The organism is Bradyrhizobium sp. UFLA06-24 (assembly GCF_054967145.1).
The window spans coordinates 1-11,701 of the sequence record NZ_JADFUE010000001.1 but is presented as its reverse complement, the minus strand read 5'-3'; the positions used below and the strand labels follow the sequence as shown (position 1 = coordinate 11,701).

The 11,701-nt window shown below is 64.7% G+C and carries 12 protein-coding genes and 1 pseudogene; 5 read left to right on the top strand and 8 right to left on the bottom strand.

What is annotated here, in order from left to right:
• Positions 1 to 10 precede the first annotated feature (10 nt).
• Positions 11 to 1,324, top strand: a complete 1,314-nt coding sequence (locus tag IF809_RS00065; RefSeq protein WP_462836463.1) for a 2-hydroxycarboxylate transporter family protein — start codon at positions 11 to 13, stop codon at positions 1,322 to 1,324.
• Positions 1,325 to 1,365: 41 nt separating this feature from the next.
• On the opposite strand, the gene IF809_RS00060 is transcribed toward IF809_RS00065, so the two are convergent.
• From IF809_RS00060 to fabI, 4 genes and pseudogenes are all read right to left on the bottom strand, one after another.
• Positions 1,366 to 2,556, bottom strand: a complete 1,191-nt coding sequence (locus tag IF809_RS00060) for an adenylate/guanylate cyclase domain-containing protein (protein ID WP_462836462.1) — start codon at positions 2,554 to 2,556, stop codon at positions 1,366 to 1,368.
• Positions 2,557 to 2,679: 123 nt separating this feature from the next.
• Entirely contained in the window at positions 2,680 to 3,768 is a 1,089-nt protein-coding gene (gene aroC, locus IF809_RS00055) for a chorismate synthase (RefSeq protein ID WP_128967701.1), read from the bottom strand.
• Between the two features lie 146 nt (positions 3,769 to 3,914).
• Positions 3,915 to 4,514, bottom strand: a pseudogene (locus tag IF809_RS00050) (histidine phosphatase family protein).
• A gap of 12 nt (positions 4,515 to 4,526) precedes the next feature.
• Positions 4,527 to 5,345 carry an enoyl-ACP reductase FabI gene (gene fabI, locus IF809_RS00045; RefSeq protein WP_128967703.1) on the bottom strand — a complete coding sequence of 273 codons (819 nt, stop codon included), beginning with the start codon at positions 5,343 to 5,345 and terminating at the stop codon, positions 4,527 to 4,529.
• A 172-nt stretch (positions 5,346 to 5,517) separates the two neighbouring features.
• Between fabI and IF809_RS00040 the strand changes: the two genes are divergently transcribed.
• Together IF809_RS00040 and IF809_RS00035 are read left to right on the top strand one after the other, a co-directional pair.
• Positions 5,518 to 6,006, top strand: coding sequence for a sigma-70 family RNA polymerase sigma factor (locus IF809_RS00040; protein ID WP_128967704.1), 489 nt, complete (start codon positions 5,518 to 5,520; stop codon positions 6,004 to 6,006).
• Positions 6,007 to 6,112: 106 nt separating this feature from the next.
• The gene (locus tag IF809_RS00035; RefSeq protein ID WP_453992397.1) at positions 6,113 to 6,886 is read left to right on the top strand and encodes an anti-sigma factor family protein; all 774 of its coding nucleotides are present in this window, start codon (positions 6,113 to 6,115) and stop codon (positions 6,884 to 6,886) included.
• Between the two features lie 319 nt (positions 6,887 to 7,205).
• Here the strand turns inward: IF809_RS00035 and IF809_RS00030 are convergent, their stop codons facing one another.
• Positions 7,206 to 8,168 carry a DnaJ C-terminal domain-containing protein gene (locus IF809_RS00030; protein ID WP_462836461.1) on the bottom strand — a complete coding sequence of 321 codons (963 nt, stop codon included), beginning with the start codon at positions 8,166 to 8,168 and terminating at the stop codon, positions 7,206 to 7,208.
• A gap of 109 nt (positions 8,169 to 8,277) precedes the next feature.
• Positions 8,278 to 8,706, bottom strand: a complete 429-nt coding sequence (locus tag IF809_RS00025) for an RT0821/Lpp0805 family surface protein (protein ID WP_244659271.1) — start codon at positions 8,704 to 8,706, stop codon at positions 8,278 to 8,280.
• A 92-nt stretch (positions 8,707 to 8,798) separates the two neighbouring features.
• On the opposite strand from IF809_RS00025, the gene pdxH reads away from it, so the two are divergent.
• Both pdxH and IF809_RS00015 read left to right on the top strand, forming a co-directional pair.
• On the top strand, positions 8,799 to 9,440 hold the full coding sequence (pdxH, locus tag IF809_RS00020; RefSeq protein ID WP_128967708.1) for a pyridoxamine 5'-phosphate oxidase: 642 nt from the start codon (positions 8,799 to 8,801) through the stop codon (positions 9,438 to 9,440).
• Positions 9,441 to 9,478: 38 nt separating this feature from the next.
• Entirely contained in the window at positions 9,479 to 10,231 is a 753-nt protein-coding gene (locus tag IF809_RS00015) for an SDR family NAD(P)-dependent oxidoreductase (protein ID WP_462836460.1), read from the top strand.
• Between the two features lie 244 nt (positions 10,232 to 10,475).
• Here IF809_RS00015 and IF809_RS00010 read toward each other — a convergent pair whose 3' ends face one another.
• On the bottom strand, positions 10,476 to 10,709 hold the full coding sequence (locus tag IF809_RS00010) for a hypothetical protein (protein WP_128967710.1): 234 nt from the start codon (positions 10,707 to 10,709) through the stop codon (positions 10,476 to 10,478).
• Positions 10,710 to 10,916: 207 nt separating this feature from the next.
• Positions 10,917 to 11,701, bottom strand: a 785-nt coding sequence (locus IF809_RS00005) for a magnesium transporter CorA family protein (protein ID WP_462836459.1), incomplete at its 5' end; no start/stop codon positions are given.

The window sequence follows — 11,701 nt, the reverse complement described above, 5'->3', positions numbered from 1 at the left end:
GGAGGCAATCTTGACCGACACCGCCATCAAGGTCGAGGACGCGGCGGAACCATCCGCGCTCGCCGCGCTGAAAATCGGCCCGCTGCCGATCACCGTCTATGTTCCCGCAGCCCTGGTCTGCGCCGCCGCGGTCTACTCGGGAAAGCTGCCGAATGACGTGATCGGCGGGCTCTCGGTGCTGATGCTGCTCGGCTTCCTCTTGGGCAAGCTCGGCCAGACCATCCCGCTTCTGAAGCGGATCGGCGGCACGGCCATCATGTGCCTGTTCGTGCCGGCGGCGCTGGTCGCCTACGGCCTGATGCCGGAGACGGAGCTCAAGGCAATGGCGACGACGTTCCGCACCGCTAACTTCCAGTACTTCTTCATTGCCTGCCTCGTCGCCGGCTCGATTCTCGGCATGCCGCATCGCGTGCTGGTGCAGGGATTCCTCCGCATGTTCGTGCCGCTGCTGGTCGGCACGCTCAGCGCCATCGCGATCGGCGTCACGGTCGGACTGCTGTTCGGCCACAGCCCGAAGGAGACGTTCTTCTTCGTAATCATCCCGATCATCGGCGGCGGTCTCGCCGAGGGCGTGCTGCCACTGTCGATCGCCTATGCGGAGATGCTGCACCGGCCGCAAGGAGAGCTGGTGGCGCAGATGGTCCCGGCGGCGCTGCTCGGCAACGTCGTCGCCATCGTCGCGGCGGGCTTGCTCGCGCGCCTCGCGGAGAAGCGGCGCGATCTCAACGGCCGGGGCATGCTGGTCAAGACAGGCGACGACGACATTCTCGGTCCCGCGCGTTCGGACCATCCGATCGATCTCGGCCTCCTGGGCGCGGGCATCGTGCTGTCCTGCGTGCTGTTCGTGCTCGGCATGGTGCTCGCGCCCTATACCGGCATTCCCGGCCCGATCCTGATGATCATCGCGGCCGTCGCGCTCAAGCTGACAAAATTGCTGCCGGCTGAGATGGAGCTCGGCGCCTACCAGATCAACAAATTCATGTCGACCAATCTCACCTTCGCGATCCTGGTGGCGATGGGAGCGTTGCTGGTGTCGTGGCAACAGCTCGTGGCATCCTTCAATCCCGGCTACATCGCGATCTGCACGACGACGGTGCTGGCAATGGTCACCTCCGGCTTCTTCGTCGGAAAGTGGCTGAACATGTATCCGGTCGAGGCCGCGATCGTCACCGCCTGCCATTCGGGACTGGGCGGCACCGGCGACGTCGCCATTCTCGGCGCTGCGGACCGCATGGGTCTGATGGCCTTCGCCCAGATTGCAACCCGCGTCGGCGGCGCCATCATGATCGTGATCGCAACGTTGGCGATGAAGGTCGTGTATTGAAATGCATCACGCGGTGGCAGGCAATCGCGCTTGCCGCCACGTCACGCCATCACCACCGGCGTCTCCTCCGCGAGCCCATACACGCGCTGCGCCTTGGAGAATCCCGCGATCGGAAAGTCGCCAAGATTTCGCCAGTCGTGCTGGCAGGCCTTGGCAAAGCCCTCCGACACCACGACGGTCCGCCCCAGGCGGCCGGCGATCTTTTCCATCCGTGCCGCAAGGTTGACGGCAGGACCAATGCAGGTGAAGTCGAGGCGATTGCCGCCGCCGATGTTGCCGTAGAGAATGTTGCCGACATGCAGCGCGACGCCGAAGCGGAAGCGCTCGACGACGTCGCCGACCGGAAAGGCCAGCGCCGCGACGCTGGCGCGGGCTTCGCGGGCGGCCTCCAGCGCGCGCGTGCAAACATGCGCGGCATCGCCGATATATTCGTCGATCGGGAACACCGCGAGCAGTCCGTCTCCCATGAATTTCAGGACCTCGCCGCCATGGCCGCGGATCGCCGTGACCTGACAGTCGAAATAGCGGTTGAGGATCTCGACCACGGTCTCGGCCGGTAACCGGTCCGACAACGCGGTGTAGCCGCGCAGATCCGACAACCAAATCGCAGCCTGCATGGTGTCGTTGTGGCCGCGGCGGATCTGGCCGCCGAGAATGCGGGCGCCGGCGCGATTGCCGACATAGGTGTCGAGCAGCATCTCGGCGGTGCGGCGCAGGCTGACGATCTCGCTGACGCGGGCGAGCGGCGCCATGATCATCCTGACAGCCGCGATCTCGTCATCGGTGAAGCCGCCGGGGCGCCGCGTGACCCAGCTCGTCGCGTGGACCGAGCCATCGAGAAACGGCATCGGCACCGCGATGTAGTCGGTCATGCCTTCGGCGCGCATGTCGTCCAGAAAGGGAAACCGCTCGCTATCGGGGTCGTCCATGCGGCCACGCACTTCGATCCCCTGCTCGAACACGATGCGAAGCGGGCTCTTGGCGAACTCCGGAGTCTGCAGAATCTCGAAATCGACGGTGCCCATTTCGACCTTCTGGCCTTCGCGCCAGATGAAGTTGCGGCCGAAAATTTCCGGATGCAGCGTGCGGATGAAGATACCGAACCGCGCCAGCGGCAGGCCGGCATCGACCAGCTGCTCGCAGACGGCGGCGATCATGTCGGCCGAAGTCCCCGAGGTCTTCGCCCCCTCGATCAGCCAGTTCAAGACACGCTGGAGCCCGGATCTGTCCATGGCCGCATTTGCGGACGAAGCTGTCGCAACGTCAAGCTGCGCGCTGGGCTAGTACCGCAATATGCCGCGTCGTCGGCAGTGCTCCACCTCTCCCGACGGGGAGAGGTGAAGAGATTGCCGCGTCTAGCGCCCCACCTGCCCGCGGTCGCGCAGGAAGTGATCGGCCAGCACACAGGCCATCATGGCTTCGCCGACCGGGACGGCGCGGATGCCGACGCAGGGGTCGTGGCGGCCCTTGGTGAATATCTCGGTATTGGTGCCCTTGCGATCGACGGTCAGGCGCGGCTGAAGGATCGATGAGGTCGGCTTCACCGCGAAACGCACCACGATCGGCTGTCCCGTGGAGATGCCGCCCAAAATGCCGCCGGCATGGTTGGACAGGAAGCGCGTGCCGTCATTGCCGGTGCGCATCTCGTCGGCATTTTCTTCACCCGTGAGCTCGGCTGCGCCAAAGCCGGCGCCGATCTCGACGCCCTTTACGGCGTTGATGGTCATCATCGCGCCGGCGAGATCGGAATCGAGCTTGGCGTAGATCGGGGCACCAAGACCTGCCGGCACGCCCTCGGCAACGATCTCGAGCACCGCACCGATCGACGAGCCGCTCTTGCGGATGCCGTCGAGATAGGTCTCGAAGAACGCGGCCTTGTCCTTGTCAGGACAGAAGAACGGATTTTTGGCAATCTCGTCCCAGTCCCACTTTTCGCGGTCGATCTTGTACGGCCCGATCTGCACCAGCGCGCCGCGCACCCTCACATCCGGCAGCACCTTGCGCGCGATCGCACCGGCGGCGACGCGCATCGCGGTCTCGCGCGCCGAGGAACGGCCACCGCCGCGATAGTCGCGCAGGCCATACTTGGCTTCGTAGGTGAAGTCCGCATGACCGGGGCGAAACTTATCCTTAATCTCCGAATAGTCCTTCGAGCGCTGGTCGGTGTTCTCGATCAGAAGGCCGATCGGCGTGCCCGTCGTCACCTGCACGCCGGTCTCCGGGTGCGCCATCACGCCGGACAGGATCTTGACCTGGTCCGGCTCCTGACGCTGGGTGGTGAAGCGCGACTGGCCCGGCTTGCGGCGATCGAGGTCCCGCTGGATGTCAGCCTCGGTGAGCGGGATCATCGGCGGGCAGCCGTCGACCACGCAGCCGATCGCCACGCCATGGCTTTCGCCGAAGGTGGTGACGCGGAACATGTGGCCGAAGGTGTTGAAGGACATACCGGATCGCCGCCTACGTTGGATGGCAACGTTTTTGTTGCAACTCAACGTGACGTAACGCGATCTGAGTGGGTGGTCAAATGCCTGCCAAGTCCGTCATGGCCGGGCTTGTCCCGGCCATGACGGCGGAGGGTGTAGCGCCGCCTTTAACTATACTTGTCCAGCCGGCCGTCGCGGAACACGTAGACGGCGCCCTGCTCGATATAGAGCTCGGCAGCGCTCACCGGCGTCTCAAGGCCGAGTGAAACCATCAGGGCCCGGCAGGTGCCGCCATGGGCGACCGCGACCGTGTCGCTCTTGAGCTCATCGTACTAGGCACGCACGCGAACCTGGACGTCGGCATAGGTCTCGCCGCCCGCGGGTCCCACGGTCCATTTGTCGGCGAGGCGCCTGGCATAGATCTCCGGATCTTTCGCCTGGCTCTCGGCCAACGTGAGCCCTTCCCAGGCGCCATAGCCGATCTCGCGCAGACGATCGTCCAGTGCGTAATCCGTCACGGGCAATTCGAGCTTGCCGCGCGCCAGTTCCATGGTCTGGCGCGCACGGCCGAGCGGGCTCGATACATAGGGCAGCGCCGCCTTGTCGCGGCCGTCGCGCCTGAGAAGCTCGGCCAGAACGAGGCCGGCCTGCTCGGCCTGACCGCGGCCGCGTGCATTCAGCGGAATGTCCTTGGTGCCCTGAAGCCGTCCGAGTGCATTCCACTCGGTCTCGCCGTGGCGAAGATAATAGATCGTGGGCACGGACATTGCGGGTGGTGATCAGTCCCTGCCGAGCGAGACATCCGGCGCGTCGGGGCGCTTCATGCCGAGCACGTGGTAGCCGGCATCGACGTGATGCACTTCGCCGGTGACGCCGCGCGCCAGGTCGGACAGGAAATACAGTGCGCTGTCGCCGACTTCCTCGATCGTCACGTTGCGCCGCAGCGGCGCGTTGAGCTCGTTGTATTTGAGCAGGAGCCGTGAATCGGCGATGCCGGCGAAGGCCAGCGTCTTGATCGGCCCCGCCGAGATCGCGTTGACGCGGATCGCCTTCTCGCCGAGATCGGCGGCCAGATAGCGCACGCTCGCCTCCAGCGCCGCCTTGGCGACACCCATGACGTTGTAGTTCGGCATCCACTTCTCGGAGCCGTAATAGCTCAGCGTCACGATCGAGCCGCCGTCGGTCATCAGCTTCTCGGCACGCTGCGCGATCGCAGTGAGCGAGTAGCAGGAGATCAGCATCGACTTGGAGAAATTGTCCGCGGTGGTGTCGACGTAGCGGCCCTCGAGCTCATCCTTGTCGGCGAACGCGATCGCGTGCACGACGAAATCGATCTTGCCCCACTTCTGCTTCAGCACATCGAACACCGCATCGATGGTCGCGGCATCGGTGACATCGCAATGGCCGAGCATGAGCGCGCCGAGCTCGGCAGCGAGGGGCTCGACCCGCTTCTTCAGCGCATCGCCCTGATACGTGAGTGCGATCTCGGCGCCGGCCGCCTGGCATGCCTTGGCGATGCCCCAGGCGATCGAGCGGTTGTTGGCAACGCCAAGGATCACCCCGCGCTTGCCTTGCATCAGACCTGAATTCTGCGCCATTTCTTCACGTCCCGTCGATCTGGATCTAAGGTCTGGAGGTACACCAGCCCTCCCCGGCGGTACAGTCCTAATACGCGGCGTTAACGCTGTTTCCGGGGCCGGAATAGCCGTTCCGTTCGGGTGTTATGATTGATGAGGCGCTTGCGCCGAACGGCAGGACATCAAACACGGCATGAGTGCGTTTCGCCAGAGTGTAGAAGCCATGATCCCGGCGTTGCGCCGCTACGCCCGCGCGCTGACGCGCGATGCGGATGCGGCCGACGATCTGGTGCAGGACACGCTGGTGCGCGCGTTGCGCTCGGAGCGATTGTTTCTCGGAGGCGACGTCAGGAGCTGGCTCTATACGATCCTGACCAACCTCAACAAGAACCGGCGGCGCTCGCTGGCAAGGCGGCCGCAATTCATGCAGCTGACCGAGAACAACCCCGATGCCAGCGGGACGGAGGCCGAGGGGCGCGACATCGAGAAGGCGCTCTCGACGCTGGTCGAGGAGCAACGCTCGGTGCTGCTGCTGGTGATGCTGGAGGGCATGAGCTACCGCGAGGTCGCCGACATCCAGGGCGTGCCGATCGGCACCGTGATGTCCCGCCTGGCGCGCGCCCGCGCACACGTTAAGGCGTCGCTGGAGGGTGGGCGCCCGGCGCTCAGGCGGGTGAAATGATGGCAGGATCGATGCATCGCGTGTGCCGCGTCCCCTGCATGGAGCGAGCAGCAGCGCTGTTGAACCACGTGAGATATTTTGGGCCGCAGAGCCAGAGACGACCGATATGAACGACCGCAATATTCCAATCACCGAAGACGAGTTGCACGCCTTTGTCGATGGCGAGCTGCCGCCCGAGCGCCGCCCCGATGTCGAGGCCTGGCTTGCCGCGCACCCCGAGGATGCCGAGCGGGTGCAGTCGTGGCGTACCATGGCCGAGATGCTGCATGCCCGCTACGACAGCGTCGCGCAAGAGCCGGTGCCTGACAGGCTCGAGCTCGAGCGGCTGGAGCGTCGCCCGCGGCAATGGCTCTACGGGGCGGTTGCGGCCACGCTGGTCGCCTTCGTCGCCGGCGGCACCGCCGGTTGGGTCGCGCATGGCGCCGCCAACGCGCCCTCGACCTTCCAGAGCTTTACGGAGGACGCACTCGACGCCCACCGCCTCTATGTCGTCGAGGTCCGCCACCCCGTCGAGGTTCCGGGCAACGAGCGCGATCATCTCCAGGCGTGGCTGACCCGGCGCTGCGGCTGGACCGTGTTCGCGCCGAACCTGGAGGCGAGCGGGCTGAAGCTGGTCGGCGGCCGGCTGCTGCCGGGGCCGAGCGGACCTGCTTCGTTCCTGATGTATGAGGGCGCCTCGGGCGAGCGTTACACGATCTATACCGCCAAGACCGAGACCGGCGAGACGCAGATGCGCTACGCCAGGACGGACAAGGACGGGGCGCTGTTCTGGGCCGAGCGCGGCGTCGGCTATGTGGTCAGCGGCGGCGGCGCCGACCGCGATCGCCTGACCAGGGTGGCGCAGGCGGTCTACGACCAAGCCGAGAAACACGGCGGCTAAGCAACCGCGCAAGCCGCGGTGCCTCGATTCCGTCATCGAAAATTTGGATTCAGGACATCGGCGCGTCTCATTATCGCACCGGGTGTTCACGCGATTATGAGTAGCGTTCGATCCGCCGATCGACGCGGGCGGCCTCGATTGGGGTTTTTGGTACCGCGCTGGTCCCCCTCTCGAGGCCGCACCTTTTTATCGGCTGTCCCGCCGGACAGTCGATACGTCAGGCGCATGAAGCGCTACCACGCCTCAGGCATATGATGGGCATCATCCGTTGGGAGATGCGCTAGGCCTTTAGGAGAACCCCTTCAATTCCGATCTCGCCCTAACCGAGCCCGCTACGTGGATTGTAGGGGTGCTGGTCCCGCCACTTCTCCATCAATGCTTCAAGCTCGGCGTCGTTCCCGTCCGGTAGCATAATCCTGATGGTGACGAAGAGATCCCCGGTTCCGCCCGATTTCAGCAGGCCCTTGCCTTTGAGGCGGAAGGTGCGGCCACTTGAGGTGTTTTTCGGGACCGAAAGTTCCACGGCATTGCCGAGCGTGGGCACGCGAACCTTGCCGCCTAAAACCGCTTCATAAAGCGTGACCGGCAGGTCGATCCTGAGGTCGGCGCCCTCGATCTTGAAGAACGGATGCGGCGCGATGTTGATCGTGATCAGGAGATCGCCGGGCGGGTGACCTTGGGCCGTCTCGCCCTGCCCCCGCAGCCGGATCTGCTGACCTTCGACGACGCCGGCCGGAATCTTGACGTTGAGCTCCTTGCCATTCGGCAGCCGGACGCGCTTCTCGCCACCTTTGACGGACTCTTCCAGCGAGACGGACATGGCGACGTTGACGTCGAGATCGAGCCCGATCCCGCCGGTGTCGAATTCGAACTGGGCACCGCCGCCGGCACCGGGCCGCGCGCCGCGCATGCCGCCACCGAACATGCTGTTGAGGATGTCCTCGAACGCACCTCCACCCGGTCCGCCCGCACCGCCGCTCCGGAACGTATAGCTCTCGAAACCGCCGGGGCCGGCGCGGCCGCGCGGGCCGCCGCCGCCAGGGAAGCCCTGGAAGCGCGGCTTGCCTTCGGCGTCGATCTCGCCGCGATCGAACTGCTTGCGCTTGTCCTCGTCGCCGATGATCTCGTTGGCCGAATTGATCTCGGAGAAGCGCTCGGCGGCCTTGGGATCACCCTTGTTGCTGTCGGGGTGATGTTTCTTGGCCAGCTTGCGATAGGCGCTCTTGATCGCGGCAGCGGTAGCGCTCCGCGGCACCCCCAAGACCTCATAGGGGTCGCGCATCCGTCACGTCTCCTCTTGAGAAATCGAAATGTTCAAAGGGCTCCCCGCCCCACCTGAGCCTCATGTGGGGGCGAGTGGCATTTTTGCAACTAGTCAGACCCGCCGAATCCTAGCGACGCCACGGCTTTAGCGTATGAATCTCCCAACGGCCACGGCTGCTTTGGCAGCCGGCGCCCTGAAGCCAGCTTTCGGTGGTACCGTTGACGTAGCTGGCCAGGAAGTCGCGGCACTTGCGGCCATCCTCGGCGGCGTAGGATTGCGCGATCGGCGTCACCGAGCCGCGCGCGCCGGTTTCCGGATTCTCCCAGTGCTGGCTGGCGTCCTTGTCGCCCATGCTCAGCACGTCGGAGGCGGCGTTGCGGGCGAAGGCGAGATCGGTCTCGGTCGGCGAGGCATCCTTCGCCGGCCGCGCGATCGAGCCGGTGAGGTCATTGTCGTCGGCCTTGGCGTACGCGCCGGCGTCAGTGCGGGACACGCTGCAACCGCCGGCGCCGAGCCCGATCAGAATCATCGTCACCACGAGGCCCGACATCCGCATCGCCGATAGGCCAACGCGTTCCCATGCCCTATATAGGGCGAGAGCAGACAACAGCGCGCTTTGGGCCGCGGGACGCAATTCGGGCTCCAGACATGACCGATACGACCTCGATGAAACACCAGACACCCTTAACATCCGGTGATTTTACCGCCGCCGACGAGCCGTTCGCGCTGTTCGAGGCCTGGTTGAACGAGGCGATCAAGAGCGAGCCGAACGATCCGAACGCCATGGCGCTCGCAACCGTCGATCCGGACGGCCTGCCCGACGTGCGCATGGTGCTGATGAAAGGCTTCGATACGGAGGGGTTTGTGTTTTACAGCCATATCGCCAGCCAGAAAGGCCGCGAACTCGCCGCAAATCCTAAGGCCGCGTTACTTTTTCACTGGAAGTCGTTGCGCCGTCAGGTCCGTATCCGTGGCCACGTGACACCCGTGACCGACGCTGAAGCCGATGCGTATTTCGCGACGCGACCGAAGCAGGCACAGATCGGCGCCTGGGCGAGCAAGCAGTCGCAGCCGCTCGAGAGCCGCTTTGCCTTCGAGCAGGCGATCGCCAAGGTCGCGGCCAGGCACGTCATCGGCGAGGTGCCGCGGCCGCCCGGCTGGAGCGGCTGGCGCATCACGCCTGCGCGAATCGAGTTCTGGCACGACCGCCCCTTCCGCCTGCACGATCGCATCGAATTTCGTCGTGACGCGGCGGGCCAGCCATGGTCCAAGACGCGGATGTATCCTTGAGCCTTGTCTCGATCGTTAGGCCGACCTGAAAGATGTCCATGCCGCATTCGTCCAATGCGCCGCGCCGCACGCTGCTCCTCACCGGAGCGAGCCGCGGCATCGGCCACGCCACCGTGATCCGCTTCTCGTCGGCGGGCTGGCGCGTCATCACCTGCTCGCGGCATCCCTTTCCCGAGGATTGCCCGTGGGACGCAGGCCCGGAGGATCACATCCAGGTCGATCTCGGCAATCCCGAGGACACCGCGCGCGCGATCACCGAGATCCGCAATCGGCTTGAAGGCGGCACGCTGCATGCGCTGGTCAACAATGCCGCGATCTCTCCGAAGGGACCGGGCGGCGCCCGGCTCGGCTCGGTCGACACGGATCTCGACACCTGGACGCACGTCTTCCACGTCAACTTCTTCGCGCCGATCATGATGGCGCGCGGCCTGATCGAGGAATTGAAGGCCGCCAAGGGCTCGGTCGTGAACGTCACCTCAATCGCGGGCTCGCGCGTGCATCCCTTTGCCGGTGCGGCCTACGCCACATCGAAAGCGGCGCTCGCCGCACTGACGCGCGAGATGGCCGCCGATTTCGGCCGCGTCGGCGTCCGCGTCAACGCGATCGCACCGGGCGAGATCGACACCTCGATCCTGTCGCCGGGCACCGAGAAGATCGTCGAGCAGCAGATTCCGATGCATCGGCTCGGCACGCCCGACGAAGTCGCCAAGATCATCTACGTGCTGTGCACGGATACGTCGTCCTACGTCAACGGCGCCGAGATCCACATCAACGGCGGCCAGCACGTCTGATCCGATGTTCGCGTCGCCCGGACGCTGCCTCCGGGCTACGAGGGCGGCGTGTGAGGCAGCAGTATGGGTTCTCCAAATTCGTGCCGAGGTGTTTTGCCTGTCAGGCACTCTCAACCGGATACAGCCGGCGGGTCCGCGCGAACCGTCGCCCAAGCAGCGACTGTGTTTGAAAGAATACCGGGGAAGCAAGGCGATCCAGACAACGCCGCCGCAAGACTGGATCGCCCGCCCTTCCTTCCGCGCCTCAATCCAGGCGAATCCGACGCGATCGGTCGCGCAGTCTCGACGTCGCAGCATTTGGAGCGGCAGCGTCGAATGCAGTCGAACAGTCGTCGTCGTTCTCGCCGTCGAGCAGCGGAGCACCACAGTGCCGGCACATGCGCGCCGACAACGACGGCGCCTTGCCGCTCGTCGCGATCTGACGATAGCTGGTCAGGTCGATGACGTTGCGGGGCGTCGTTATGTGTTTCTCAACCATGGTTGTTCCTCGCGGCTAACGCACAACTTATCGCAGACAAGTTTCGCGCAAACGTTCAGCGCACCGCTCAAATTTTACCGGAGGAATTGGGGCACGGCACACGCATCACAGCGCAGCCGCAATGGCGATCTATTCTGCGACACCATCAGCCCTGTCTTTGCGACCGGCGTAAGGTCTCGGTCACTATCTCGAAGGCGCGGGGCCGGCTCACAGCCACTTCTTCCACTTGAAGATCCAATACGGGACCACGGCGGCGATCACCATCAGCACTAGCGCAAACGGATAGCCGTGCGTCCATTCGAGTTCCGGCATCACCTTGAAATTCATGCCGTAGATCGAGGCGATCAGCGTCGGCGGCATCAGGACAACGGCCATGACCGAAAACAGCTTGATGATGTTGTTCTGCTCGAGATTGACGACGCCGAGCATGGCGTCGAGGACGAAGGTGATCTTGCTGGACAGATAAGAGGCGTGGTCCGTCAGCGAGGCAACGTCACGCTGCATGGTCTTGAGCTGCTCGCGCATGTCCTTGGACCATTTCACGCCCTCGACCACCGCCGAGAGGAACGTGACGACGCGGCCGATCGACACCAGGCTTTCGCGGACCTTGGAGGTCAAATCGCCCTTCCGGCCGATCGAGATCAGGATCTGCGAATATTGCTTGGCGTGGCCATGGCGCTCGCTCTCGGGCTCGAAGATGTCGTGGCTGACCTGGTCGATTTCCATGCCGCAGCGTTCCAGAATGTCGGCGCAGCGGTCGATCACGGCGTCCAGCAATTCCATCAGCACCATCTCGCCGGTGATGGCGGGGGTGCAGGAGCGGGCCAACTTGGCCTCGACCAAGGCGAACGGCTTGGGCTGGTCGTAGCGCACCGTCACCAGGCGGTGGTCGCCGAGGATGAAGGTCACCGCCGTGGTCCGGGGCATGTCGGTATCGGAGTGGCACATCAGGGTCGCGGTCATGTAGCGCGCGCCGTTCTCGATATAGAGAC

Bases quoted from the DNA above. Each gene is read 5' to 3' on its own strand.
- IF809_RS00060 (WP_462836462.1), bottom strand. From the start codon at position 2,556: ATGGACAGATCCGGGCTCCAGCGTGTCTTGAACTGGCTGATCGAGGGG.
- aroC (WP_128967701.1), bottom strand. From the start codon at position 3,768: ATGTCCTTCAACACCTTCGGCCACATGTTCCGCGTCACCACCTTCGGC.
- fabI (WP_128967703.1), bottom strand. From the start codon at position 5,345: ATGGCGCAGAATTCAGGTCTGATGCAAGGCAAGCGCGGGGTGATCCTT.
- IF809_RS00040 (WP_128967704.1), top strand. From the start codon at position 5,518: ATGAGTGCGTTTCGCCAGAGTGTAGAAGCCATGATCCCGGCGTTGCGC.
- IF809_RS00035 (WP_453992397.1), top strand. From the start codon at position 6,113: ATGAACGACCGCAATATTCCAATCACCGAAGACGAGTTGCACGCCTTT.
- IF809_RS00030 (WP_462836461.1), bottom strand. From the start codon at position 8,168: ATGCGCGACCCCTATGAGGTCTTGGGGGTGCCGCGGAGCGCTACCGCT.
- IF809_RS00025 (WP_244659271.1), bottom strand. From the start codon at position 8,706: ATGCGGATGTCGGGCCTCGTGGTGACGATGATTCTGATCGGGCTCGGC.
- pdxH (WP_128967708.1), top strand. From the start codon at position 8,799: ATGACCGATACGACCTCGATGAAACACCAGACACCCTTAACATCCGGT.
- IF809_RS00015 (WP_462836460.1), top strand. From the start codon at position 9,479: ATGCCGCATTCGTCCAATGCGCCGCGCCGCACGCTGCTCCTCACCGGA.
- IF809_RS00010 (WP_128967710.1), bottom strand. From the start codon at position 10,709: ATGGTTGAGAAACACATAACGACGCCCCGCAACGTCATCGACCTGACC.